Origin of the sequence: Kitasatospora herbaricolor, from assembly GCF_030813695.1 — a bacterium.
Taxonomy (GTDB): domain Bacteria; phylum Actinomycetota; class Actinomycetes; order Streptomycetales; family Streptomycetaceae; genus Kitasatospora; species Kitasatospora herbaricolor.
The window spans coordinates 3,883,254-3,909,636 of sequence record NZ_JAUSVA010000002.1 but is presented as its reverse complement, the minus strand read 5'-3'; the positions used below and the strand labels follow the sequence as shown (position 1 = coordinate 3,909,636).

Annotated in this window: 14 protein-coding genes and 2 tRNA genes; 13 read left to right on the top strand and 3 right to left on the bottom strand. The window is 73.0% G+C overall.

Going from position 1 to position 26,383, the window contains the following annotated elements; all coding sequences use genetic code 11:
* Positions 1-325: 325 nt before the first annotated feature.
* The 4 genes from rpoB (at position 326) to J2S46_RS17345 (ending at position 13,602) form a co-directional block, all read left to right on the top strand.
* Entirely contained in the window at positions 326-3,799 is a 3,474-nt protein-coding gene (rpoB, locus tag J2S46_RS17360; RefSeq protein ID WP_191289633.1) for a DNA-directed RNA polymerase subunit beta, read from the top strand.
* 101 nt (positions 3,800-3,900) lie between these two features.
* Positions 3,901-7,791, top strand: a complete 3,891-nt coding sequence (locus J2S46_RS17355; protein ID WP_073924344.1) for a DNA-directed RNA polymerase subunit beta' — start codon at positions 3,901-3,903, stop codon at positions 7,789-7,791.
* 262 nt (positions 7,792-8,053) lie between these two features.
* A complete protein-coding gene (locus J2S46_RS17350) occupies positions 8,054-13,420 on the top strand; it encodes a PDDEXK-like endonuclease domain-containing protein (protein WP_229912637.1) in 5,367 nt (1,788 codons plus the stop codon).
* A 108-nt stretch (positions 13,421-13,528) separates the two neighbouring features.
* Positions 13,529-13,602: transfer RNA gene (locus J2S46_RS17345), tRNA-Met, on the top strand.
* Here the strand turns inward: J2S46_RS17345 and J2S46_RS17340 are convergent.
* The gene (locus tag J2S46_RS17340; protein ID WP_191289634.1) at positions 13,600-14,187 is read right to left on the bottom strand and encodes an NUDIX domain-containing protein; all 588 of its coding nucleotides are present in this window, start codon (positions 14,185-14,187) and stop codon (positions 13,600-13,602) included. The two genes, J2S46_RS17345 and J2S46_RS17340, sit on opposite strands and share 3 nt — an antisense overlap.
* A gap of 119 nt (positions 14,188-14,306) precedes the next feature.
* On the opposite strand from J2S46_RS17340, the gene J2S46_RS17335 reads away from it, so the two are divergent.
* The 6 genes from J2S46_RS17335 (at position 14,307) to J2S46_RS17310 (ending at position 19,837) form a co-directional block, all read left to right on the top strand.
* A tRNA-Met gene (locus tag J2S46_RS17335) sits at positions 14,307-14,380 on the top strand.
* A gap of 230 nt (positions 14,381-14,610) precedes the next feature.
* Positions 14,611-15,303, top strand: a complete 693-nt coding sequence (locus J2S46_RS17330) for a DUF4097 family beta strand repeat-containing protein (protein ID WP_307350442.1) — start codon at positions 14,611-14,613, stop codon at positions 15,301-15,303.
* 82 nt (positions 15,304-15,385) lie between these two features.
* Positions 15,386-16,609: a sensor histidine kinase gene (locus J2S46_RS17325; RefSeq protein WP_191289636.1), complete on the top strand. Its 1,224-nt coding sequence runs from the start codon at positions 15,386-15,388 to the stop codon at positions 16,607-16,609.
* A gap of 38 nt (positions 16,610-16,647) precedes the next feature.
* Positions 16,648-17,328: a response regulator gene (locus J2S46_RS17320; RefSeq protein ID WP_191289637.1), complete on the top strand. Its 681-nt coding sequence runs from the start codon at positions 16,648-16,650 to the stop codon at positions 17,326-17,328.
* 114 nt (positions 17,329-17,442) lie between these two features.
* Positions 17,443-18,060, top strand: coding sequence for a hypothetical protein (locus J2S46_RS17315; protein ID WP_191289638.1), 618 nt, complete (start codon positions 17,443-17,445; stop codon positions 18,058-18,060).
* 301 nt (positions 18,061-18,361) lie between these two features.
* On the top strand, positions 18,362-19,837 hold the full coding sequence (locus J2S46_RS17310) for a WGR domain-containing protein (protein WP_191289639.1): 1,476 nt from the start codon (positions 18,362-18,364) through the stop codon (positions 19,835-19,837).
* An 88-nt stretch (positions 19,838-19,925) separates the two neighbouring features.
* Here the strand turns inward: J2S46_RS17310 and J2S46_RS17305 are convergent, their stop codons facing one another.
* A complete protein-coding gene (locus tag J2S46_RS17305) occupies positions 19,926-22,427 on the bottom strand; it encodes a helicase-associated domain-containing protein (RefSeq protein WP_191289640.1) in 2,502 nt (833 codons plus the stop codon).
* Positions 22,428-22,601: 174 nt separating this feature from the next.
* Between J2S46_RS17305 and J2S46_RS17300 the strand changes: the two genes are divergently transcribed.
* The 3 genes from J2S46_RS17300 to J2S46_RS17290 all read left to right on the top strand — a co-directional run bounded on the left by J2S46_RS17300 (position 22,602) and on the right by J2S46_RS17290 (position 25,769).
* Complete coding sequence (locus J2S46_RS17300; protein WP_191289641.1) at positions 22,602-23,339, top strand: SIR2 family NAD-dependent protein deacylase; 738 nt, start codon at positions 22,602-22,604, stop codon at positions 23,337-23,339.
* Between the two features lie 202 nt (positions 23,340-23,541).
* Positions 23,542-24,753, top strand: a complete 1,212-nt coding sequence (locus tag J2S46_RS17295; RefSeq protein ID WP_229912638.1) for a cytochrome P450 — start codon at positions 23,542-23,544, stop codon at positions 24,751-24,753.
* Positions 24,754-24,764: 11 nt separating this feature from the next.
* Positions 24,765-25,769: an ADP-ribosylglycohydrolase family protein gene (locus J2S46_RS17290; RefSeq protein ID WP_191289642.1), complete on the top strand. Its 1,005-nt coding sequence runs from the start codon at positions 24,765-24,767 to the stop codon at positions 25,767-25,769.
* A 106-nt stretch (positions 25,770-25,875) separates the two neighbouring features.
* On the opposite strand, the gene J2S46_RS17285 is transcribed toward J2S46_RS17290, so the two are convergent.
* A complete protein-coding gene (locus tag J2S46_RS17285) occupies positions 25,876-26,298 on the bottom strand; it encodes a DUF1801 domain-containing protein (RefSeq protein ID WP_191289643.1) in 423 nt (140 codons plus the stop codon).
* Positions 26,299-26,383 lie beyond the last annotated feature (85 nt).

Here is a 26,383-nt window from a genome sequence, read left to right as displayed (position 1 = left end):
GACCACCCTGCGGTCCGGTCCCGAAGGGGGCCCGGAGTGCACCGGGTGGCGACAGGGAGGAGTCTCCGATTCGGTCTCCGAATCAGAGCTGGACAGCAGTGTGCCTATTGGCTACACTGTCCCTTTGCGCTGCCTGTTAGCTGCTCCGTGACTCGTCGCCCGGAGCGAGCGATGCCCTGAAGGGGTCTGGCACCGCCTCCGCAAAGCGGCTCTGACCTGGGGTTCACACCCCGGCTGAGACCCACGGCGCCGGGGGTGGGACCAGCCCGTCGAGGCCGGCCGGTACGCGCGCAGTGAGCTCCGAGCCCTCGGAAGGACCCCCCTCTTGGCCGCGCCGCGCAACGCCTCGAACAACGCTAATTCCACCGCCCCGCTCCGCGTTTCCTTCGCGAAGATCAAGGAGCCCCTCGAGGTTCCGAACCTCCTGGCCCTGCAGACCGAGAGCTTTGACTGGCTCCTCGGCAATGCGGCCTGGAAGTCTCGCGTCGAGGCGGCCCTGGAGAGTGGTCAGGACGTCCCCACGAAGTCCGGTCTGGAGGAGATCTTCGAAGAGATCTCCCCGATCGAGGACTTCAGCGGGTCGATGTCGCTGACCTTCCGCGACCACCGTTTCGAGCCGCCGAAGAACTCGATCGACGAGTGCAAGGACCGCGACTTCACGTTCGCCGCCCCGCTCTTCGTCACCGCCGAGTTCACCAACAACGAGACCGGTGAGATCAAGTCTCAGACGGTCTTCATGGGCGACTTCCCGCTCATGACCCACAAGGGCACCTTCGTGATCAACGGCACCGAGCGTGTCGTGGTCTCGCAGCTGGTCCGCTCCCCGGGTGTGTACTTCGACTCCACCCTGGACAAGGTGTCCGACAAGGACATCTACTCCTGCAAGGTCATCCCCTCGCGTGGTGCCTGGCTGGAGATGGAGATCGACAAGCGCGACATGGTCGGTGTCCGCATCGACCGCAAGCGCAAGCAGTCGGTCACCGTGCTGCTGAAGGCCCTCGGCTGGACCAACGAGATGATTCTCGAGGAGTTCGGCGAGTACGAGTCGATGCGCGCCACCCTGGAGAAGGACCACACCCAGGGCCAGGACGACGCGCTGCTCGACATCTACCGCAAGCTGCGTCCGGGCGAGCCGCCGACGCGCGAGGCCGCGCAGACGCTTCTGGAGAACCTCTACTTCAACCCGAAGCGCTACGACCTCGCGAAGGTCGGCCGTTACAAGGTCAACCGCAAGCTGGGCAACGCCGAGTCGCTGGACTCCGGCGTGCTCACCGAGCCCGACATCATCGGTGCGATCAAGTACCTGGTGAAGCTGCACGCCGGCGAGACCGAGTGGCGTGACAACGAGGGCCGGGACATCGTCGTCGAGGTCGACGACATCGACCACTTCGGCAACCGTCGCCTGCGCAACGTCGGCGAGCTGATCCAGAACCAGGTCCGTACGGGTCTCGCCCGCATGGAGCGCGTCGTGCGCGAGCGCATGACCACCCAGGACGTCGAGGCGATCACGCCGCAGACCCTGATCAACATCCGGCCGGTCGTCGCCTCCATCAAGGAGTTCTTCGGCACCAGCCAGCTGTCCCAGTTCATGGACCAGACGAACCCGCTGTCGGGCCTGACCCACAAGCGCCGTCTGTCCGCGCTGGGCCCCGGTGGTCTGTCCCGTGAGCGCGCCGGCTTCGAGGTCCGTGACGTCCACCCCTCGCACTACGGCCGCATGTGTCCGATCGAGACCCCCGAAGGCCCGAACATCGGTCTGATCGGCTCGCTCGCGTCCTACGGCCGGGTGAACGCGTTCGGTTTCATCGAGACCCCGTACCGCAAGGTCGTCGAGGGCATCGTCACCGAGCAGGTCGACTACCTGACCGCCGACGAGGAGGACCGCTTCGTCATCGCGCAGGCCAACGCCCCGCTGACGGCGGACCTGCACTTCGCCGAGCCGCGTGTCCTGGTCCGCCGCCGCGGCGGCGAGATCGACTACATCCCGGGCTCCGAGATCGACTACATGGACGTCTCGCCGCGCCAGATGGTGTCGGTCGCGACCGCCATGATCCCGTTCCTCGAGCACGACGACGCCAACCGCGCGCTCATGGGCTCCAACATGATGCGCCAGGCGGTGCCGCTGCTGAAGAGCGAGGCACCCGTGGTCGGCACCGGCATGGAGTACCGCTGCGCGGTCGACGCCGCCGACGTCATCACGGCCGAGAAGGCGGGTGTCGTCCAGGAGGTCTCGGCCGACTACGTCACCGTGGCCAACGACGACGGCACGTACACCACGTACCGCGCCGCCAAGTTCACCCGCTCCAACCAGGGCACCTCCTTCAACCAGAAGGTGCTCGTGGACGAGGGCGCCCGGGTCGAGGTCAACCAGGTGCTGGCCGACGGCCCGTGCACCGACCAGGGCGAGATGGCGCTGGGCAAGAACCTGCTCGTGGCGTTCATGTCCTGGGAGGGTCACAACTACGAGGACGCGATCATCCTGTCGCAGCGCCTCGTGCAGGACGACGTCCTCTCCTCGATCCACATCGAGGAGCACGAGGTCGACGCCCGTGACACCAAGCTGGGCCCCGAGGAGATCACCCGGGACATCCCGAACGTCTCCGAGGAGGTCCTCGCCGACCTCGACGAGCGCGGCATCATCCGCATCGGCGCGGACGTCGTCACCGGCGACATCCTGGTCGGCAAGGTCACGCCCAAGGGCGAGACCGAGCTGACCCCGGAGGAGCGCCTGCTCCGCGCGATCTTCGGCGAGAAGGCCCGTGAGGTCCGCGACACCTCGCTGAAGGTGCCGCACGGTGAGTCCGGCAAGGTCATCGGCGTCCGCGTCTTCGACCGCGAAGAGGGCGACGAGCTGCCCCCGGGCGTCAACCAGCTGGTCCGGGTCTACGTGGCCCAGAAGCGCAAGATCACCAACGGTGACAAGCTGGCCGGCCGTCACGGCAACAAGGGTGTCATCTCCAAGATCCTGCCGGTCGAGGACATGCCGTTCCTCGCCGACGGCACCCCGGTCGACATCATCCTCAACCCGCTGGGTGTCCCGTCCCGAATGAACCCGGGACAGGTCCTGGAGATCCACCTCGGGTGGCTCGCCAAGCAGGGCTGGGACGTCTCCGGCCTCGCCGACGAGTGGGCCCAGCGCCTGCAGGCGATCGGCGCCGACACGGTCACGGGTGGCACCAACCTCGCCACCCCGGTCTTCGACGGCGCCCGCGAGGACGAGATCACCGGCCTGCTGGACAACACCACCCTCACCCGTGACGGTGAGCGCCTGGTGAACTCCACCGGCAAGGCCCGGCTGTTCGACGGCCGCTCCGGCGAGCCGTTCCCGATGCCGGTCTCGGTCGGCTACATGTACATCCTCAAGCTGCACCACCTGGTCGACGACAAGCTCCACGCCCGTTCGACCGGTCCGTACTCGATGATCACCCAGCAGCCGCTCGGTGGTAAGGCGCAGTTCGGTGGTCAGCGCTTCGGTGAGATGGAGGTGTGGGCCCTTGAGGCGTACGGCGCGGCCTACGCGCTGCAGGAGCTCCTCACCATCAAGTCCGACGACGTCCTCGGCCGCGTGAAGGTCTACGAGGCCATCGTCAAGGGCGAGAACATCCCCGAGCCCGGCATTCCCGAGTCCTTCAAGGTCCTCATCAAGGAAATGCAGTCGCTCTGCCTCAACGTGGAGGTGCTGTCCTCGGACGGCTCGTCCATCGAGATGCGGGACTCCGACGAGGACGTCTTCCGCGCCGCCGAGGAGCTCGGCATTGACCTGTCCCGGCGCGAGCCGAGCAGCGTCGAAGAGGTCTGACGGAGGTGGGGCCGGCCGCTCCCAGGAGCGGCCGGCCCGCCCCCAGGCCCCCTCAGACCAGATGAACGACTTTCGACTTACGAAAGAGGGCTTGACGACCAGTGCTTGACGTCAACTTCTTCGACGAGCTCCGCATCGGCCTCGCGACCGCCGACGACATCCGCCAGTGGTCGCACGGCGAGGTCAAGAAGCCGGAGACCATCAACTACCGCACCCTGAAGCCGGAAAAGGACGGGCTCTTCTGCGAGAAGATCTTCGGCCCCACCCGGGACTGGGAGTGCTACTGCGGCAAGTACAAGCGCGTCCGCTTCAAGGGCATCATCTGTGAGCGCTGTGGCGTCGAGGTCACTCGCGCCAAGGTGCGGCGTGAGCGGATGGGCCACATCGAGCTGGCCGCGCCGGTCACCCACATCTGGTACTTCAAGGGTGTGCCCAGCCGCCTCGGCTACCTGCTCGACCTGGCGCCGAAGGACCTCGAGAAGGTCATCTACTTCGCCGCCTACATGATCACCTGGGTGGACGACGAGCGTCGCCAGCGCGACCTCCCGTCCCTGGAGGCGCACGTCTCGGTCGAGCGTCAGCAGATCGAGAACCGTCGCGACTCCGACCTCGAAGCCCGTGCCAAGAAGGCCGAGACCGACCTGGCCGAACTCGAGGCCGAGGGCGCCAAGGCCGACGTGCGCCGCAAGGTGCGCGAGGGTGCCGAGCGTGAGATGAAGCAGCTGCGCGACCGTGCGCAGCGCGAGCTGGACCGTCTCGACGAGGTCTGGGCCCGCTTCAAGAACCTCAAGGTCCAGGACCTCGAGGGCGACGAGCTGCTCTACCGCGAGCTGCGCGACCGCTTCGGCACCTACTTCTCCGGCTCGATGGGCGCGGCGGCCCTCAAGGACCGCCTCGAGACCTTCGACCTGGCGGAGGAGTCCGAGCGCCTGCGCGAGATCATCCGCACCGGCAAGGGCCAGAAGAAGACCCGTGCGCTCAAGCGCCTCAAGGTCGTCTCCGCGTTCCTGCAGACCACCAACAAGCCCAACGGCATGGTGCTGGACTGCGTCCCGGTCATCCCGCCGGACCTGCGTCCGATGGTGCAGCTGGACGGTGGCCGCTTCGCGACCTCCGACCTGAACGACCTGTACCGCCGCGTGATCAACCGCAACAACCGCCTGAAGCGCCTTCTCGACCTCGGTGCCCCCGAGATCATCGTGAACAACGAGAAGCGCATGCTCCAGGAGGCCGTCGACGCGCTGTTCGACAACGGCCGTCGTGGCCGTCCGGTCACCGGCCCGGGCAACCGGCCCCTGAAGTCCCTCAGCGACATGCTGAAGGGCAAGCAGGGTCGTTTCCGTCAGAACCTCCTCGGCAAGCGAGTCGACTACTCGGCCCGTTCGGTCATCGTCGTCGGCCCGCAGCTCAAGCTGCACCAGTGCGGTCTGCCGAAGGCCATGGCGCTGGAGCTCTTCAAGCCGTTCGTGATGAAGCGCCTGGTGGACCTCAACCACGCGCAGAACATCAAGTCGGCCAAGCGCATGGTCGAGCGTGCCCGCCCGGTCGTCTGGGACGTCCTCGAAGAGGTCATCGCCGAGCACCCGGTCCTGCTGAACCGTGCGCCCACCCTGCACCGCCTCGGCATCCAGGCCTTCGAGCCCCAGCTGGTCGAGGGCAAGGCCATCCAGATCCACCCGCTCGTCTGCACCGCGTTCAACGCGGACTTCGACGGTGACCAGATGGCCGTCCACCTGCCGCTCTCCGCGGAGGCGCAGGCCGAGGCCCGCATCCTGATGCTGTCCTCGAACAACATCCTGAAGCCGGCCGACGGTCGCCCCGTCACCATGCCGACCCAGGACATGGTGCTCGGTCTCTTCTTCCTGACCTCGGACCGCGAGCAGGTGAAGGGCGGTGGCCGCTCCTTCTCCTCGACCGCCGAGGCCGTGATGGCGTTCGACGCCAAGGAGCTGGACGTCCAGGCCGTCATCGACGTCCGCCTGCCGATCGGCACCGTCCCGCCGCGTGGCTGGACCCCGCCGGTCGACGAGGACGGCACGCCGACCTGGTTCGAGGGCGAGTCCTTCCGTCTGCGCACCACCCTGGGCCGCGCGCTCTTCAACGAGCTGCTGCCCGAGGACTACCCGTTCGTCGACTACGAGGTGGGCAAGAAGCAGCTCTCCGCGATCGTCAACGACCTGGCGGAGCGCTACCCCAAGGTCGTCGTCGCGGCGACCCTGGACAACCTGAAGGCGGCCGGCTTCCACTGGGCCACCCGCTCGGGTGTCACCGTCTCGATCTCGGACGTCGTCGTCCCGCCGCAGAAGGCCCAGATCCTCGAGGGCTACGAAGCGCAGGCCGAGAAGATCCAGAAGCAGTACGAGCGCGGTCTGATCACCAACGACGAGCGCAAGCAGGAGCTCATCGGCATCTGGACCCGGGCGACCAACGAGGTCGCCGAGGCGATGAACGCCAACTTCGAGAAGACCAACCCCATCTTCATGATGGTGGACTCCGGTGCTCGAGGAAACATGATGCAGATGCGTCAGATCGCCGGTATGCGTGGTCTGGTGTCGAACGCGAAGAACGAGACGATCGCCCGTCCCATCAAGGCGTCGTTCCGTGAGGGCCTCACCGTCCTCGAGTACTTCATCTCCACCCACGGTGCCCGTAAGGGTCTGGCCGACACCGCTCTGCGTACCGCGGACTCCGGCTACCTCACCCGTCGTCTGGTCGACGTCTCCCAGGACGTCATCATCCGCGAGGAGGACTGTGGCACCGAGCGCGGCCTCAAGCTGGCCATCGGCACGGTCGAGAACGGCGTCCTGCGCAAGACGGACGACGTCGAGACCAGCGTCTACGCCCGCATGCTGGCCGAGGACATCACGGTCGACGGCAAGCTCCTCGCGACCGCGAACACCGACCTCGGTGACGTGCTGATCGACGAGCTGATCCGCCACGGCATCAGCGAGGTCAAGACCCGGTCGATCCTGACCTGCGAGTCGGCCGTCGGCACCTGTGCCTTCTGCTACGGCCGTTCGCTGGCCACCGGCAAGCTGGTCGACATCGGTGAGGCGGTCGGCATCATCGCCGCCCAGTCCATCGGTGAGCCCGGTACCCAGCTGACCATGCGTACCTTCCACACCGGTGGTGTGGCCGGTGACGACATCACGCAGGGTCTGCCCCGTGTCGTCGAGCTCTTCGAGGCCCGTACCCCCAAGGGTGTGGCCCCGATCTCGGAGGCGCAGGGCCGGGTCCGCATCGAGGACACCGAGAAGACCCGCAAGCTCGTCGTCACGCCGGACGACGGCACCGACGAGATCGCCTACCCGGTCTCCAAGCGTGTGAAGCTGCTCGTCAGCGAGGGCCAGGCGGTCGAGGTCGGCCAGAAGCTGACCATGGGTGCCACCAACCCGCACGACGTGCTGCGGATCATGGGCCAGCGTGCCGTCCAGATCCACCTGGTCGCCGAGGTCCAGAAGGTCTACAACTCGCAGGGCGTGTCGATCCACGACAAGCACATCGAGATCATCATCCGGCAGATGCTCCGCCGCGTGACGATCATCGAGTCGGGCGACGCCGAGCTGCTCCCGGGCGAGCTCGTCGAGCGCGGCCGCTTCGAGCAGGAGAACCGTCGCGTGGTGTCGGAAGGCGGCCACCCGGCCTCCGGCCGTCCCCAGCTGATGGGTATCACCAAGGCCTCGCTGGCCACCGAGTCCTGGCTGTCGGCCGCCTCCTTCCAGGAGACGACCCGGGTCCTGACCGACGCGGCGATCCACGCCAAGTCGGACCCGCTGCTGGGCCTCAAGGAGAACGTCATCCTCGGTAAGCTCATCCCGGCCGGTACGGGTCTGCCCCGCTACCGCAACATCCGGGTCGAGCCGACCGAAGAGGCCAAGGCCGCGATGTACTCGGCCGTCGGCTACGACGACTACGACCTGTCGCCCTTCGGCGCCGGCTCCGGCCAGGCCGTCCCGCTGGACGACTACGACTACGGCCCGTACACCGGCTGACAGTCCGTACCAGGTACGCCGCAGGGCGGCCGCCCCCTCGGGGGTGGCCGCCCTGCGGCGTTTCCGGCTGCCGCCGGGGGTCCGGTTCGGGTGCGCTCCAAATCTGAATGCTTTTCATACTTATTGACCGGTGGGAGTTCCCCGGTCTCAACCTGGTCTCAGCGTGCGGCTGTTGGCATGGTCGAACAGTCGGCGGAACTACGATCTCGACGGCACGCGAACCCTTCCGCGTACGGCCGCCCCGATGGTTGAGTGAGGCACCTTGTCCAGCCCAGGCGTAGAGACCTCCGGCGAGAACAAGCTGAGAGTCCGGCAGATATTCCGCTATCTCGCCGAGGCCGGGGAGAGCAGGGTCAAACCCGTCCGCTCCCTCGACGAGTCGGCCCGCCATCTGCTCTGGCTGTCCGAGGTGCCGCAGGGAGACTCCCGGATCTCCAGCTTCCTCGACGCCTCGCCGGAGAGTTCCGCGGCCGCCTGGCTGAGGGTTGAACGACCGGAGAACCGGCCCTGCCCGCTGCCGGCCGCGGAACTCCGCCGCTGGCTCGAGGACGCCGACCTGACCGACCACCGGCAGCCGGCGCCGCCGGCGCTGCGCGAGTCCGTCGAGGTGCCGGAGGAGGTCGTCACCCCCGGCGGGGCCTCGCCGGCGACCAGGACGCTCCTGCGCCGGGACCTGCCGTCCCGTCAGCCCCTGGAGGTGCAGTACGCGGACTGGTCGCGTACCTGGAGCCACTGGGCGGCCCGCAAGCGGGCCGACGCCCCGATGGGGAAGCTGTACGAGCAGCTGTACCGGATCCACGAGGACGCCACGGCGCTGGGCGAGAGCTTCGAACTCGTCCTCTCCTTCGGCCTGCTGACCTGGGAGGCCGAAGGTCAGCAGATCCGCCGGCACCTGCTCTCGGTCCGGGCGGTGCTGGAACTGGACACCAAGACGGGCGGGCTGCTCCTCGCCGCCGACCCGGACGCTCCGGGCCCCGCACTGGAGGAGAGCATGCTCGACGCGGGGCAGAAGATCCGCAGCGAGCCCCGCGAGACGATCCTGCGGCTGCTGGACGAGGCGGGAAGCGTGAGCGGGCCGGAGGGGATCGAGCTGATCCACCGTGCCCTGGAGGCCTGGGCGATCGCCTCCCACGAACGCGGCAGTTACCTGCCGCAGCGCGTCCGGCACCGGCCCGCCTCGACGGCGCAGCCGGTGGTCAGCTTCGCGCCGGCCGTCATCCTGCGCGAGCGTAGCCAGCGTACCAACATCGAGGCCCTGCAAGGCATCGCCCGGCAGATCGAGCAGGGGGCCGAACCCACCGGACTGCTCGACTTCATCGCCGGGGACGGTGTGCTGACCGCCCCGGCCGACGGCGAGGGGCCTTCGCGGGCCGCCGCCGGCCCGGTCGAGACCTACTTCGCGCTGCCCTCCAACGAGGAGCAGCGCACCATCGCCGAGCGGCTGCGCGGCAACCGGCTCGTCGTGGTGCAGGGCCCGCCCGGTACAGGCAAGACCCACACGATCGCCAACCTGGTGACCGACCTGCTGGCGCACGGACAGCGGGTGCTGATTACCAGTCATACCGGCCGGGCGCTCAAGGTGCTGAAGGAGAAGCTGCCGGCGAGCATCCGGGAGCTCTGCGTCAGTCGCACCGACGAAGGCCTGGTGGCCCAGCAGGAACTGCGCGGATCCATCCAGGCCATCCTGGAGCGGCAGGGAACGTACGACGAGCGCGAGTACCTGCAGCGGATCGCCGGCAACGAGACGCGCCTGCGCTCGGCCCGGACCACCCAGGCGCTCGCACTGACCGCGCTGCGGGCGATCCGCGAGCAGGAGGTCTACCAGCACCCCGCGGACATCGGCGACTACGCGGGCACTCTCCAGCAGATCGCCCGCCGGCTCGCCGAGGACCAGCCGGGGCTCGGCTGGCTGGGGCCGGTGCCCGCCGCCCGGCCGGGGATCACCTCGGCCGCGGCATCCGCCCTGCTGGCGGCCGCCCGGGCCTACACCGGCGAGCACCGCGCCGCGGTCGAGTCCGTCGACGTGCTGCCGGGGCCGGCCGAGCTGCTCGGGCCGACCGCCTTCGAACAGGCCGTGCTGGCCGTCCGCGACGCCCAGGAGGGCCTCGACCTGCTGCGCGGCGGCGAGGCCGGCTCCCTCGACGAGTCGGCCTCCCGGCTCACCCCCGAGGCCCAGGACGCGGCCGCGCTGGCGCTGGAGGCGTTCACCGCGGCCCGGGCGGCCGCCGAGAGCGGTACCCCCGGATGGGCCGCACCCCTGCTGGAGGAGGCGCTCACCGGGCAGGACTGGCAGCTGCGCGGGCGGTGGCGGTCGACCGGCCAGGCCCTGGAGGGCGCCCGGGAGGCCGCCCGGCTGCTGGCCGGCGGCCGGGTCGACGGCCTGGAGGGCTATGACCTCGCAACGGCACTGACTCTGGTCACCGCGCTGCGGGAGGGCCTGGTGGCGGGTGAGCGGCTGCGCGGCCCGTTGGGCATCAGAACCAGACTGCGGAAGGTCGTCGGGGATTTCCCGGAGAAGATCCGGATCGACGGACTCGTCCCCGACACGGTGGAGGGCGCCACGCGCGTCCTGCACCGGGTGAATCTGGAGCGGCACCTGCAGGACGTCGAGCGGGAATGGGGCGCCGGTGCTCAGGCGTGGCAGGCCCCCACCCGCCGGCTCGCGGAACTGGAGGCGCAGACCGCGGCGCTGCGGCGGCTCGGCGAGCTGGCCGAGCGACGCTCCGACCTGGTCGCCGCGCTGGCCGCGGTGCCGGTGCTGACGGTGAAGCCCTGGAACCAACCCGCGACCTGCGACGCGCTGCGCGACGCGCTCCGGGCCCGCGCCGCCCTGCGGGCCGCCGAACTGCCGCGGCAGCAACTGGCCGCGCTGGAGCAGACCCTGGTCGGCTGGGCCGACCGCCCGGGCACCGCGTACGCACCGCTGCGCCGACTGCTCGACGCCGTCCGGGCCCGGGAGAGCGCGCAGTACCGGGACATCGCGGCCGAGCTCGACGCCCTGCGCGGCTCGCTCGTCCTCAAGGAGGCCTTCGAAGAGGTCCGGGGCCCGGTCGCGTCCGTGCTTCCGGCGCTGGCCCGGGAGCTCGCGGAGCGGCCCGGTGACCCGCGGTGGGACAGCCGGCTGCGGCACGTCGAGCAGGCCTGGGCCTGGTCCGCCTGGTCCGCCCGGATGCGTGACCTCACCGACCCGGCCGCCGAGGAGAAGCAGCGGGCGGTGCTGGCCGAGGCGGACGCCGACATCCGGATCACCCTGGAGAAGCTCGCGGCCGACCGGTCCTGGTACGGCTGCCTGCGGCGTCTGACGGACCAGGAGACGGTCGCGCTCACCTCGTACCAGCAGAGCGTCGGCCGGTTCGGGAAGGGCACCGGCAAGTACGCGCACCGCTACCGGGCGCAGGCCAGGGAGAGCCTGCGGGAGTGCCAGGGGGCGGTACCGGCCTGGATCATGCCGCTGTACCAGGTGACCGCCACCGTCCCGATGGACGAGGCCGGGCGATTCGACGTGGTGATCATCGACGAGGCCAGCCAGTCCGGGCCGGAGGCCCTGCTGCTGGCCTGGCTCGGCAAGAAGATCGTCGTGGTGGGGGACGACAAGCAGGTCAGCCCGGCCAACGTCGGGGTCGACCAGGAACAGCTCTTCCAGTTGCAGAACCGGCAGCTCGACGCCCTGCCGGCCTCCCGGCGCAACCTGTTCAGCCCGACGGCCAGCTTCTTCGACATCGCCAGCGGCCTGGCCGGCGGCCGGGGCCGGCTGATGCTCCGGGAACACTTCCGCTGCATGCCGGAGATCATCGGCTTCTCCAACGAGCTCTCCTACCACGGCAAGCTGCAGCCGCTGCGGCAGTACGGCGCCGACCGGCTGCCGCCGATCCGGACCGTCCACGTCCCCGGCGCGTACATCGAGGGCACCGGCCAGCGGCAGCGCAACCGGGCCGAGGCCGAGCGGCTGGTCGAGGAGATCGTGCGGTGCTGCGCCGACCCGGCCTACCGGGGCCGGAGCATGGGCGTCATCACCATGCTGGGCGGAGGTCAGCGCCAGGAGATCGAGGACCTGCTGGTCGAACGGCTCGCCGTGGACGAACGGCAGCAGCGCCGGATCCGGGTCGGCGACGCCGAGGACTTCCAGGGGGACGAGCGCGACATCGTCTTCATCAGCCTGGTCGTCAGCCTGGCGGGCGCGGACGGTCCGCGCCGGCCCGGTCCGTTCGCCAGCGAGGCGATGCAGCAGCGGCTCAACGTCGCCGTGTCCCGGGCCCGGGACCAGATCTGGCTGTTCCACAGTGTGGTCTCCACCGACCTGGGGCCGAACGACCTGCGCCGCCGCTACCTCGACTACTGCACCCGCCCGGCGGAGGAGCAGGACGGCCTCGGCCTGGACGACGTCACCCCCGACACCCGGCACGAGGCCTTCGACAGCCTCTTCGAGCAGCGGGTCTTCCTGGCCCTGCGCGGTCGCCGGTTCCGGGTCCGGCCGCAGTATCCGGCCGGCAGGTTCAGGATCGACCTGGTGGTCGAGGGCGGTACCCGCCGGCTGGCGGTGGAGTGCGACGGTGACGCCTTCCACCACGAGGGGAACGCCGACGAGGACGCCGCCCGGCAGCGGGAGCTGGAGCGGGTGAGCTGGACCTTCGTCCGGATCAGGGGAAGCCGGTTCTTCCTGGATCCGGACCGCGCTCTGGAGCCGCTCTGGTCCGAGCTGGACCGGCTCGGGATCGAGCCCGAAGGGGCCCACGGGGCTGCTTCCGGGGCTGCTCCCGCGCCCGCTGCCCGAGTACTGCCCGCGCCCGCTCCCGCCGTCCCCCCGGCGCCCCGGCCGGCAGCCGGGGCGGTACCCGCCGCCGCAGGGGCGCCCGGGTCCGTCCGGGTGCCGGCGCCCGTGGTCCGGCCCGCTCCGGACCCCGCTCCGGACCCCGCTCCGGACCCCGCTCCGGACCCCGCTCCGGACCCCGCTCCGGGCCCCGCGGCGGCTGCCGCGGCCGGCGCCCTGCCGGGGGAGCGGGCCCGCCGCGGGGTGCTGCGCCTCGGCCCGGTGCCTGCGCCGGAGCCGGCCGCCGGGCCGGTTCGGGCAGCCGCCGCTGCCCCGCCCGCTGCCACCGGCCCTGCCGCCGCCACCGCCCCGGCGGTCGGCCGACCGGTACCGGCGGCGCGGACCGCCCCGAGCGCCTCCCGGTTCTCTTTCCCCGTGACAGCCGTCTCGGTGAACGCCTACCGGCGGGCACAGCGGGAGCTGCACTTCCTGGAGGACCGGATCGGGGCTCCCGCCGAGGTCGTGGTCGCGGTGGACGCGGCCGCGCTGGCAGCCCGACGGGCCGGGCAGGACCAGGCCCGGGCGCGCGACGAGGAGCGCCGGGACTTCCTGCGGGCCTACCTGGACGAGGTGACCCCCGATCCGAGGCTCACCGGGGTGGGCGTGATGGTGCCCGGGTCGCTCGTCGGGGTGGAGCACCAAGGCGATCCGGAGATCGTGCTGTACAGCGTCTCCTCGATGCCGAGCCCTGAGGCGGTGCGGATCTCGCCCAACTCGGACCTGGCCAGGATGCTGCTGTGGTCCGAGACGGGGGAGCACTTCTCGTACCCGACGGGTGCGGGTACCACCGAGCACGCCGTGGTGCGCTTCATCGACGACTGAGGTCACGGTTCGTGCCGCGCACCCGGCAGGCCGCTGCGGGTACGGCTACCGCCCCGGGGAAACCGATTAGGTGCCGGGTGGGATGTCGCGTAGTGTCGTGTCTACCGACGCGGGGTGGAGCAGCTCGGTAGCTCGCTGGGCTCATAACCCAGAGGTCGCAGGTTCAAATCCTGTCCCCGCTACTTGCAGGTGAAGGGCCCGGAGGCATCAGCCTCCGGGCCCTTCGCGTTGCCGGGACGGGAAGTCGCGGCGGGCCCGCCGAGGTGGAGGTAGGCGGTCCGGCCGGTGCGGCGGGCCTCGGCCGCCGCCTCGACGATCGAGCGGCGGCGCGGCGCCAGCACCGGTCGCCACCGTGCCAGCGGCAGCACGCGGAGTTCGGTGTGCTCCTCGGGGTCGAGCCGGATCTCGGCGATCCGACGGCCGGTCAGGGTGCCACCGTCGAAGACCAGGCCGACCTTGAACGGCCAGGGCCCGGACGGCGGGCCGAAGATCACGGCCAGCAGTGCGCCCGGCTCCTCGGGGAGCGCGAGACCGGTCTCATCCTGGGCCTCGCGTCGGACGCAGCCCCAGGGATCCTCGCCGAAGTCCAGGTTGCCGCCGACGAGTTGCCACTCCTCCGGGTCGTAGACGGAACGCAGCAGCAGCGGGCTGCCCTCCTCGTCCGTCAGATGGGCGGTGGCGAACAGGGTGCCGTGCGGAAGCGTCCGCAGGTACTCGGCCGGTGGCAGTTGTTCGACGGTGCTCTCCTGGGCCTCGGGGCCGGCCACCGGTCCCCTGGCCGGGCCGGCCGGCGTGATCGTATCCGCCGGCGGGAGGGCCGCGGGCCCGTGACGGCGGAAATGGATTGGGCGCTGGGCCGGATGTCGCGTAGTGTCGTGTTCATCGACGCGGGGTGGAGCAGCTCGGTAGCTCGCTGGGCTCATAACCCAGAGGTCGCAGGTTCAAATCCTGTCCCCGCTACTTGCAGGTGAAGGGCCCGGAGGCATCAGCCTCCGGGCCCTTCGTCGTACGCCCGGGCCGTCGTACGCCCGGGCCCGTGGCCCCGGGTGCCGGTCCCGGCTCCGGGCATCCCTCGTGCGGGGGAGGCGGGCAGACCGCCCGGGCGGGGGATCCGGTGGCGCGGGTCGCCGGGGGAGGCTCGGTGCCGCCGCCCCGGGAGCCGGGGCGCTCCGGGAGGCCGAGGGGGACACATGAAGTGTCGGATGCTGCTGCGGGTCGGGTCGAAGCTGGCGATCACGGCGGCCGTGGCGGGCGGGATGAGCGGCTGCCTGATCGGCGACGACGACCGGGAGCGGGTGGTGGCCTACGGCGTCGCCGAGCCGGTGCGGACCCTGGTGGTCCAGGGCCGCACCGGCGACATCAGGGTCACCGGCGGCGGCGCGGCCGTGCGGGTCACCGAGCACCGGACGTACCGCGGGGCGGAGCCGGTCGCCACCCACACCACGGCGGACGGCACGCTCACCCTCGGCTACCACTGCCCGGACGGGGACTGCGGGGTCGGCTACGACATCGAGGTGCCGGCCGGGACGGTCGTCCGGGTGGCGAACGAGACGGGCTCGGTGGCCCTGTCCGGGCTCGGTGCCGAGGTCGACGTGCGGACCGGAACGGGCGACGTGGAGGCGACCGGGCTGACCTCGCCGACGGTCCGGCTGGAGGCGCGGACAGGCGGCGTCTCGGCGCGTTTCAGCACCGGGCCGCTGAGCGTGCGGGCCGACACCAGCACCGGCGACGTCCGGGTCGAGGTGCCGCCGGAGGGGACGTACGCGGTCGAGGCGGCGACCCGGACGGGCGACCTGAAGGTCGGCGTGGCCAGGGACGACGCCGCCGCCCGGCGGATCACCGCCCGGACGCGGACCGGGAACGTGACGGTCGCCGGTGCCTGAGGGCGGGGCGCGCCGCCGGCCGGTAGGGCATGATCGTCCGAACGGGGGAGGCCGGCCCCCGCCCGGGGGAGGGGTGGACGCGATGCTGGCGAACCGGACGGCCGGGGCGGCCGGGGTGGCCGGTTGGAGTGCGGGGCAGCGGCGGCGCCTGGCCGGGGTGAACCCGTACGTGCTGGACACCCTGCTGGCCCTGTTCTCGGCCGCGGTCTCCTTCTGGTCGGTGTGGAACGACGAGGTGGACCGCCCCTGGTGGGTGTACGCGCTGGCGGTCGGGACCGCCGTGCCGCTGCCCTGGCGCCGCCGCCGGCCCTTGTCGGTGGCCGCGGCCAGCGGGCTGGTCTCGGTGGGGGTGTCGGTGGCGGCGCACTCGTCGATGCCGCAGATTCCGGTGTACGCCGTGCTGGCCGTCTACACGGTCGCCGACCGGGGGCGGGACTGGCAGCGGATGCTGCTGCTGGCCGTCGTGGTGGTGTCCAACATCCTCGGCACCCGCTCGGCCGACGGGATGCTGTTCAGCCTGCTGCTCACCGTCGGCACCTTCGTCTTCGGGTCCCTGGTGCGCGAACTGCGCAGGCTGGCCCGGGTGGAGGCGGAGCGCGCACACGAGGTGGGGCTGCGGGCGGCCAGTGACGCGGCCCGGGCGGTGGCCGAGGAACGCGGGCGGATCGCCCGGGAGATGCACGACATCCTGGCGCACGCGGTCTCCCTGATGGTGGTCCAGGCGGAGGCCGGGCCGGTGGTGGTCCGCTCCGATCCGGAGCGGGCGATCCGGACCTTCGACACCATCGCCGACTCCGGCCGCGACGCGATGGTCCAACTGCGGCGGGTGCTGGGCGTCCTGAAGGAGGACGGGGCCGGCCCGCAGCTCGCGCCGCAGCCGAGGCTGGCCGAACTGGCGGCGGTGGCCGAGCGGGTCAGGGAGGCGGGCGTGCGGGTCAGGCTGGAACTGCCCGGGCCGGGGCGCGCCCTGCCGGCGGACGTGGAGGCCACCGCGTTCCGGATCGTGCAGGAGGCGCTGACCAACGTGGTCAAGCACGCCGGCGCGGGCGCCGCGGAGGTACGGCTCACCGCCGCCGGTGAGGTGCTGGAGGTGCTGGTGTCCGACGACGGCCAGGGCGTCCGGCAGCGGGCGGACCGGGCGGTGAGCGACTGGTCGGGCGGCCGGGGCCTGGTCGGCATCCGCGAGCGGGCCGCGGCCTGCGGCGGCCGAGCCGAGGCCGGGCCGCGCGCCGACGGCACCGGCTTCCTGGTGGCCGCGCGGCTGCCGCTGGGCGCGGCGGTACTGGTGGAGCGGGCCCGGACCTGAACGGTCCGGGAAACTACGACGGAGAGGGGAACGGACCGATGGATCCGATCCGGGTGGTGGTCGCCGACGACCAGGAGCTGGTGCGGGCCGGGTTCGGCATGATCCTGGACGCCCAGCCGGACATCCAGGTGGTGGCCGAGGCGGCGGACGGCGCCCAGGCGGTCGAGGCGGTCCGGGAGCACCGCCCGGACGTCCTGCTGCTGGACGTCCGGATGCCCGTGATGGACGGGCTGGAGGCCGCCCGGCAGGTCTGCGCGCGGTACCCGGGGACCAAGGTGATCATGCTGACCACCTTCGACGTGGACGACTACGTCTTCGACGCCCTGTACGCCGGGGCCAGCGGGTTCCTGCTCAAGGACGTCCGCCGGGACGACCTCGCGCACGGCGTGCGGATGGTGGCGTCCGGCGAGGCGCTGCTCGCCCCCTCCGTCACCCGCCGCCTGATCGGCGAGTTCGCCGCCCGCCGTCCGGCCGGCGCCGCCACCGCCGCCCGGGCGCCGTCCCGGCTGCTGGAGCAGCTCACCGCCCGCGAGCAGGAGACCCTGCGGCTGCTCGCCCGGGGCCTGTCCAACGCCGAGATCGCCGCCGAACTCGTGGTCAGCGAGCACACGGTGAAGACCCACGTCAGCAACGTGCTGGCCAAACTGCACCTGCGCGACCGGGTGCACGCGGTGGTGTTCGCCTACGAGGCGGGCGCGGTGGTCGCCGGCGAGGGGTGACCCTCACCCGTGCGGGGGAGGCGGCCGGTTCGCCGGTACGGGCGATCCGCCGGCCGGGCGCCGGCGGGCAGGCTCTGCGGTGTCGGACCACACCGCCCCTGAGAGGAACCCGCCATGAACGCCACCGTCAACTCCCGTGTCACCGGACTCGCGTGGATCGCCGCCCCGGCCCTGCTGGGGCTGTACGGCGGGATCCGGCTGCTGGCCGGATCCCGCGCCCCCGGCCCCGGCTGGACGGCCGGCCACCTCGCCCTGCTCGCCGGACTGCTGCTGTTCGTCCCGGTCTTCGCCGAGCTGCGCCGGCTGGTCGCCCCGCGCCGCCCGGCCGGCCGGGTGGCCGCGAACCTGACGGCGGGTCTGGCCTACGCCGGGCTGGTGGCCTCGGCCGGACAGACCGTCATCGACCTGTACGTCGGGGCCAGGGCCGCCGACCGGGCCGAGCAGAACCAGTTGTTCGACCGGATCCAGGGGTTCCCGGGCGTGCTGCCGGTCTTCTACACGGTCGGGCCGGTGCTGTTCTACCTCGGCCTGCTGGCGCTGTTGGTCACCCTGGCGGCCGGCCGGGCCCGGCCGGTCGCGGTGTGGAGCCCGGTGCTGGTGCTGGCCGGCACCGTGCTGATGGCGGCCGACCTGGACTTCATCACGATCGGCGCGGCGCTCTGGCTGGCCGCCCTGGCGCCGTCGGCCCGCCGTACCGGCCGGGCCCGGCCCGCGGCGGCCGGGGCGCTCTGACCTCCGGGGGCGCTCCGGTCCTGCGCCGAGGGCGTTCCGGGCCGGGGCGGGGAAGCGGCCCGGGCAGGGGAAGCGGCCCGGGGCGGGGGCGGACGGTCAACTGTCGGTGGTGGCGCGTAGGTTCTCCTTGTCGACGGACGGCGCCGCAGGGCCCGCCGATCGCCCGGCCGTGTGCCCCGGCACCGGCCACCGGCCGTACGAGCCCAGGCCGTACGCCGCCCCAGGCCGTACGCCGCCAAGGCCGCAAGCCACCCCCAGCCCGCCGACCGCCGTCTTGCCGACTCCCCGGGAGGGACCGCCGATGTCCGCCACCACCACCTCCGTCCCCGCCTCCGCCTCCGCCGAGCAGGTCACCTACCTGGAGCTGTCCGAGGAGGAGGGCAGCGGGAGCGCCCACAAGTTCTACGAGGTACGGCAGGCCGGCGCCTCGCTGACCATCACCTACGGGCGGATCGGCGAGCCCGGCCAGGCCAGGACGACCGCCTACCCGACGCCCGAGAAGGCGGCCGCGGCCGCCGCGAAGAAGGTCGGCGAGAAGGTCCGCAAGGGGTACGCCCCGGCGCAGCGCGGGGTGCGGCAGAAGCGGTCGGTCACCCGTCGGGCGATCACCAGCACCCGGTCGAGCGCCAGCCAGGCTCCCCTGCTGTGGCGGTTCAAGTCGGGCGCCGCCGCGTTCGGGATCTTCGTCGGTGACGAGCACGCCTGGGTCGGCAACGAGTCCGGCGACGTCTGGACCCTCACCCACGACGGCGAGGTCACCGGCCGCTACGGCCTGCCGGACGGCGTGAAGTGCATCGTCGCCGACGACCACTGGATCTACGCGGGCTGCGACGACGGCCGCGTCTACGACCTCGGCGGCAAGGTCCCCCGGGTGGCGTACGAGATCGCCGCCGACGTCGACATCTACTGGCTGGACATCCACGACGGCGTGCTCGGGGTCTCCGACGGCTCGGGCGGGATCACCATGGTCGACCACGAGGACGAGTTCCAGTGGCGGCGCAAGGGCGCCGGCAGCTCCGGCTGGATGGTCCGCTGCGACGAGGACGGCGTCTACCACGGGCACTCGCGCGGGGTGGCCCGCTACTCGGCCCGCGGCGAGGAGATCTGGCAGGTCACCACCCAGGGCGACGTGCTGTTCGGCTGGCAGGAGCCCGGCGAGGTCTTCGCCGGCACCTCCCGCGGCTGGGTGTACCGGCTGCGCAAGGACGACGGCTCGACCGTCGCCCGGTACAAGTGCGACGCGTCGGTGTTCTCCTGCGCCACCTCGCCGGACGGGCAGTACGTCTTCGCGGGTGACAACCACTCCTCGGTGTACTGCTTCGCCGCCGACGGGACCCGGCTGTGGAAGCTCGGCACCGGCTGCGGGTCGGCGTACAGCATGCAGTACCGCGACGGGCGGCTCTACCTGGTGACCACGGACGGATCGCTGGCCTGCCTGGACGCGAGCGAGGAGGCCGTGCGCGCGGCCGAGGGCGGCCGGCTGCCGCGGACCGCGGACGTCAAGGCCGCCGGCTGGGAGCGGGTGGTGCCGGGCGTGGAGCTGGAGACGGTCAGCGCGGCCCAGGCCGGTCAGGCCGGCGGGGTGGAGGTCGAGTGCGTGCAGGAGGGCAACCGGACCAGGATCCGGGTGGTCAGCGCGGGCTTCGACCCGGCCCGGCGGGTGCAGTTCCCCAAGGACATCCGGGTCCCCGGTGCCCGCTACCTGGTCGCCGAGGTGCTGGAGTCGGGCACCGGCGGCTTCTACCGGGCCCGCGGCGAGATCAAGCGCCTGCTCTGACCGGCTGCTCCGAGTGGCAGGCCGCCCAGCCGGCGGCGGGCGCAGGGCCTCAGGGCGCCGGCCCGGGGGCCGGGCGGCCGGACGGAGGTCAGTCCTCCGCCGGCGCGCCCGCCCCGAGGCCCAGCACCGCCGCCGCCAGCGCCGCGGGGGTGCCGGGACCGCGGCCCAGGAACCGGTGGGCCTGCGCCAGCGAGGGCATCGGGTTCTCCGCCCGCTCCTCGGCGGCCCGCTCCACCACGGTCGTCCCGGTCTCCGCCTCCAGCACGGGCGCGTAGCCGGCCGTCCGCAGCGCCGCCAGGGTCTCCTCCGGCGGCGCGGTGCTGATCAGCACGGTGGGCGCGATCCGGCGCAGGCCGATCCGGGCCAGCGAGCGGACCTTGGACAGTTCCAGCACCAGCGCCTCGTCGTCCGAGCGGACGCAGCAGGCGCTGCGCACCACCCGCATCCGGCCGTGGGTGCGGGCGGTGTCCTTGAGCAGGTACTCCAGCGCCTGCGGGAGCGGCAGGCCGCCCTCGGAGACCTCGGCCAGCCCGGCGGCCAGCTCCGTGGCGTCGGACCCGGCGTCCAGCGCGCGGCGGACGGAGGCCGGGCCGATCCGCCACACCACGGCGTGGCCCTCGGACTCGCGGTCGGCCACCGAGGAGAGCAACTCGGTGAGTTCGGGCGCGGCGGAGCCGGCGACCACGGCGGTCAGGTCGGCCTGGAAGCGGGCGGTGGTCCGCGGCGGCGGGACGAGGTCGGCCAGCGCGGCGCGCAGGCCGTCCACGGCCGCGCTCAGCGCCGGGTGCCGGGTCAGCCGGACACCGGTGCCCGGGACGGCCGGGAACCAGCGGTCGGCGCCGGCCCGGAGCAGGGCGAGCACCGCGTGGCCGACCGGCGTGAGCGCGCCGTGCGCGACCACGCCCAGCAGTTCGGCCTCACGAAGGGTCGCGGCGGCCCGGCCCAGGGCGTCCGCCCCGGGCGGCGCCGCGCCGCCGGCCGCCCCGGTCATCGCTCCGGTGTTCGTTCCGCCGGCCGGCGGGACCGCCCCGGGGCGGTCCGCCTCGTCGAGCAGGCCGGGCCTGTACCAGGCCGCGGTGGCCAGCAGCCGGCCGAGGGCCTGGTCGCCGGTGGCAGCCGCCGGGCCGAGCCCGTACCCGTCGGGGAGCCGGGCCAGGGCCTCCAGCAGGGCGTGCCGCAGCGGCACGGCGTACCGGTCCTGCGGGGTGACCAGGGCGACCGGGGTCTCCTCCGCGCCCGGCCGGTGGCCGAACACCTCGGGGGTGACGGCCCAGGTGGCGATCAGCGGCACCAGCCGGCCGGCCGGCGGTGCGACCAGCCATTCGTCGTAGCGCGCCGTGGGCAGGACCCGGGCGGGCTGCGGCGGCGCCGGCCGGCGGCCGCGGGTCGGCGGCGGGGCGTCCCGGTGCGGTGCGACCAGGCCGGCGTTGGCCGCGAGGTCCAGCCACAACCGGGCCTGCTCCTCGGAGGAGCCGCTCGCCCTGGCCAGCCGCCGGGTGTCGCGCACGGCGACGCCGCCGGCCTTGCGGACGGCCAGGGGCTGCGCGGCCGTGGAGCGGAGCAGCAGCTCGACCCGGGAAGCGGTGGCGGTGGCCGTGGCCTGGGCCTCACCCGCCCAACCGGCCGGCAGCGGGACGAGCCCGAGGACGGCCGGCGGCAGCGGGTCGTACGGCGGCGGGGCGTCCGGGTCGCGCAGCGCCAGGGCGGCCTCGCGCGGCAGCTCGGCGAGGTCCGGGCCGACCGGTACCAGCAGGCCGCGGTCGGCGAGCCAGTCGGCGCCCGGGTCGCCCGAACCGTCCGGCCGGAACAGGAACTTGCCGCCCGACCCGTAGTAGCCGCCGGTGTCGCTCACGAAGCAGTAGGCGCGTACCCGGGGCGGACCGGCGGCCAGCGCGGCCAGCAGGGCGGCGGCCTCCGGCGGGGCCTCGGCCAGGGTGGCGCGCAGCCGTCCCTCGTCCCGCAGGTGCTGCTCGACCAGGCTCTGTGCCTGGTCCCGGTTGCGGCTCGGCGGCAGGCCGAGGCCGTCCGCGATCCGGGCGATCTCGCCCGCCCGGTAGGCCGCGGTGAGCAGGACGCCGGCCGGCCGGCCGAGGCCCCGCAGCTCGGGCACCCGCTCGTGCAGCAGCGCGGGCACGATCAGCAGGTCGCCGTGCGGGGGCAGCAGCAGCGCGCGCCCGGCGAGCGCCTCCAGCTCGACGGTGGCCCGCTTGCCCAGCGTTTCGAGCAGCAGCGAGCGCGGCACGGCCCGCTCGGCGGGGTCGGCACCGGTGCCGCCGCCGAAGCCCTGACGGTAGGCGGCCTGCGTCCCGGCGAAGCCGGAAAGCCCGGCCGGGCCGGCGGCGCGCGGGGCGGGCCCGTGCAGCCGCTCCGCGAGCACCGCGATCGCGGTCAGCACCTGGGTCTCGGCGGTGTTCAGCCCGGTCAGGGCGGTGGCGACCGACGCGTTCCCCAGCAGGTGCTCGGCGAGCCGGGCGGGGTCGTCCAGGCCGGCGGCGCCGGTCCACGGCAGCCGGCGCTGTTCGAGGAGCTCGGTCAGCTGCTCGGCGGTGCGGGCGGTCAGCCAGGTCATCAGGGCGTCGGCGCTGGTCACGGGCCCACGGTAGCGGACGGTGCGCCGGTGCCTCGACGAATCCCGCGGCCGGCCCCGGGGCACCCGGCGGGGCCGCTGGAGCGGCGGGCGCGCGCCCGAACCACCCTACGGGCCCCTGCCGGACGGCCGTTTACCCGGTGGCGGCCGCACCCGCCCTGCCCGTACCGTCCGGGCATGAACGCGAAGCGTCCCCTGATCGCCGTCCTCACCGGTGCCGGTATCTCCACCGACTCGGGCATCCCCGACTACCGGGGCCCGAACGGTGTCTGGCAGCGCGACCCGGACGCCCAACAGCTGGTCACCATCGGCCCCTACCTGGCCGATCCGGACGTCCGCCGCCGGGCCTGGCTGATGCGCCGCGACGCCGGGGCACTGGCGGCCGAGCCCAACGCCGGTCACCTCGCGCTGGCCGAACTGGAGCGCGCCGGACTCCCCGTCCGGATCCTCACCCAGAACGTGGACGGACTGCACCGACGCTCCGGCCTGCCCGCCCGCAAGGTGCTCGAACTGCACGGCACCGCACGGGAGGTGCAGTGCGTACGGTGTCGTACCCGAGGCCCGATGGGCGAGGTGCTGGACCGGGTGGCGGCCGGCGAGCCGGACCCGCCGTGCGCGGCCTGCGGCGGCGTCCTCAAGCCGGCGACGGTGATGTTCGGTGAGGCGCTGGACCCGGTGGTGCTGGCCCAGGCCGAGGCCATCGCCAAGGCCTGCGACCTCTTCCTCGCGATCGGCAGCACCCTCCAGGTGTACCCCGCGGCCGGGCTGGCCCAGGTCGCCCTGGACGGCGGCGCCCGGCTGGTCGTCATGAACGCCGAGCCGACCCCGTACGACCCGGTGGCCGACGAGGTGATCCGCGAACCGATCGGCACGGCGCTGCCCGCGCTGGTCCGGCGGCTGCTCGCGGAGGCCTGAGCAGGGGCGGGCGGGCGGGCGGTCCGCGCACCCGGTGGGCGGGCCGCGGTCGTCACCCGCACCCGTACCGGCGCGGGTCCCCGCACCCGCGCCGGTACCCGGACCGCGCTGCACGAACCATCCGGCCGCGGCGGCCCTGACCCGCGGCCGGACGGGTCGCGGCTGCTTAGGATGGCTCCCCCGACCCAGCAGGGAGTGACCCATGACGACAGCGATGTTCGATCCCTGGTCGGCCGAGTTCGTGGCGCACCCGTACGACGCCTACGCCGCGCTGCGCGAGCACGCGCCGGTGAGCCGTTACGAGCCGACCGGGCAGTGGCTGGTCGCACGGCACCAGGACGTCGGCGCCCTGCTGCGGGACCGACGGCTCGGCCGCACCTACACCCACCGCTACACCCACGAGGAGTTCGGGCGGCCCGCGCCGGACCCGGCGCACGAGCCCTTCCACACCCTCAACGACAACGGGCTGCTCGACCTGGAGGCACCCGACCACACCCGGATCCGGCGGCTGGTCGCCAAGGCCTTCACCCCGCGGATGGTCGAGGAACTGCGGCCCGCCGTCGCCCGGCTCGCCGACGAACTGGTCGGCGCCCTGCTCGCGGACGGCGGCGGCGACCTGATCGCCACCGTCGCCGAGCCGCTGCCCGTCGCGGTGATCGCCGAGATGCTCGGCATCCCCGCGGCGGACCGGGTGCTGCTCCGGCCCTGGTCGGCCGCGATCACCGGCATGTTCGAACTCAACCCGACCGAGGAGACCGGGCGGCGGGCGGTCGCCGCCAGCGTCGAGTTCTCCGACTACCTGCGCGGGCTGATCCGCGAGCGCCGCACCCGGCCCGGCCCCGACCTGCTCAGCGCGTTGATCCGGGCCCAGGAGGGCTCGGACGCGCTGACCGAGCAGGAGCTGGTCTCCACCTGCGTCCTGCTGCTCAACGCGGGCCACGAGGCCACCGTCAACACCACCGGGAACGGCTGGTGGGCACTGTTCCGCAACCCCGACCAACTCGCCCTGCTGCGCCGCTCGGTGGACGAACTGCTGCCGACCGCCGTGGAGGAGCTGATGCGCTACGACACCCCGCTGCAGATGTTCGAGCGCTGGGTGCTGGAGGACATCGAGGTGGCCGGCACCGCCATCCCGCGCGGCTCCGAGATCGCCCTGCTGTTCGGCTCCGCCAACCGTGACCCGGCCCGCTTCACCGACCCGGACCGGCTGGACCTCGCCCGCGCCGACAACCCGCACATCACCTTCGGCGCCGGAATCCACTTCTGCCTGGGCGCCCCGCTCGCCAGACTGGAGCTCGGCGAGTCGTACGGCGCGCTGCTGCGCCGGGCCCCCGGGCTGCGCCTCGTGCGCGAGCCCGAGTGGCAGCCCGGGTACGTGATCCGGGGGCTCAAGGAGCTGCTGGTCGAGATGTAGGGGGACACCGGATGAAGAAGGCCGCCACCGGCACGCTGCTGGGCCTGGCGATCGGCGACGCGATGGGCCGTCCGACCGAGTTCCAGCCGGTCGAGCGGATCGCGGCGGACTACCCCGACTGGCGCGAACTGCCCCTGCCGAAGCGGGCGCTGGTCACCGACGACACCCAGATGACGCTGGCGCTGGCCCGCGGGCTGCGCACCGCGCTGGAGCGCGGCCCGCTCGGGCCGCTGCGCCTGGAGCGGCCTGTCCGGGAGGAGTTCGTCGACTGGTGGCGTTCGCCGGACAACAACCGGGCGCCCGGCATGACCTGCCTGGGCTCCTGCGAGCGGCTGCGGGACGGGCGGCGCTGGCAGGACGCCACGGACGTGGGGTCCAAGGGCTGCGGCGCCAACATGCGGGTCGCGCCGGTCGGCCTGCTGCCCGGACTGTCCGAGGAGCAGTACGCCGGAGCCGCGCAGTTGCAGTCCGCGCTCACCCACGGCCACCCCACCGCACTGGCCGCGAGCGACCTCACCGCGTACGCCGTGCGCCTGCTCGCCCGCGGGGCGGCGCCGGCCGAACTCCCCGCGCTGCTCCGGGCGTACGCGCTGGCGCACCGGAACAGGTACGACGCGTACTGGCTCGGCGACCTCGCCGACCGGGCCCAGGACCGGTCGGCGGAGAGCTTCATCACCCGGGGCTGGGACGACTGCCTGGGGGTCCTGGACCGGCTGGACGCCGCGCTGGCCGCCCCCGACCCGGAGGCCGACCCCTGCCTGGCCACCGGCGAGGGCTGGACCGCCGAGGAGGCCTTCGCCACCGGCCTGCTCTGCTTCCTGCTGTTCCCGGACGACCCGGTGGCGGCCGTCCGCCGGGCGGCCTGGTCCTCCGGGGACTCCGACTCGCTGGCCTGCCTGGCCGGCGCCTTCGCGGGAGCCCACCACGGTGCCGGCGCCTGGCCGGCCGAGTGGGTGGAGCGGATCGAGCACCGTGACGAGTTGCTGACCCTCGGCGCGCTCTGGGACCAGGACTGACCGGCGGCCGGGGGGGGCTGCGCACATCGGCGGCGCGGCGCGGTGCGGGTCGGACAGGCGGTGAAAGGGCGGCGGGCCGGGGTGCTGGCGCCGTGGCGCCGCCCGGTCAGCCGGTGACGGTGGTGCCGTCGAAGCGGTCGAAGGCCGCCTTCACCAGCTCGCGCAGGGCCTCGGCGTCCACCTCGGCCAGCCGCTTGATGTAGAGGCACCCCTTGCCGGTGGTCACCGGACCCAGCCGGGCCAGCAGACCGGCGTGCCGGTCGAAGCCCTCGGCGACGTACAGCGTCAGCGCCTGCTTGCGCGGCGCCAGCCCGACCGGCGGCCAGTCGCCCTCCCGGCCGCTCGCGTAGCGGTAGTGGTACGTCCCGAAGCCGACGATCGCGCCGCCCCACATGGCCGGCGCCGCGCCGGTGGCCTCGGCCATCAGCGCGCAGAGCGCCTGGGCGTCGGCCCGGCGCCGATCGTCCGCCACCGCGGCGAGGAACTCCCCGACGTCGGCGGTGGTCCTGGTGGTCTTCGGCGCGGCCATGGCGCCAGGGTAGGCGGGCCCGGGCGCGGTCACGGCCGGGCGCGCCGGGCCCGCGCCCGCGCCCCGGCCCGCTTCAGGCCCGGAA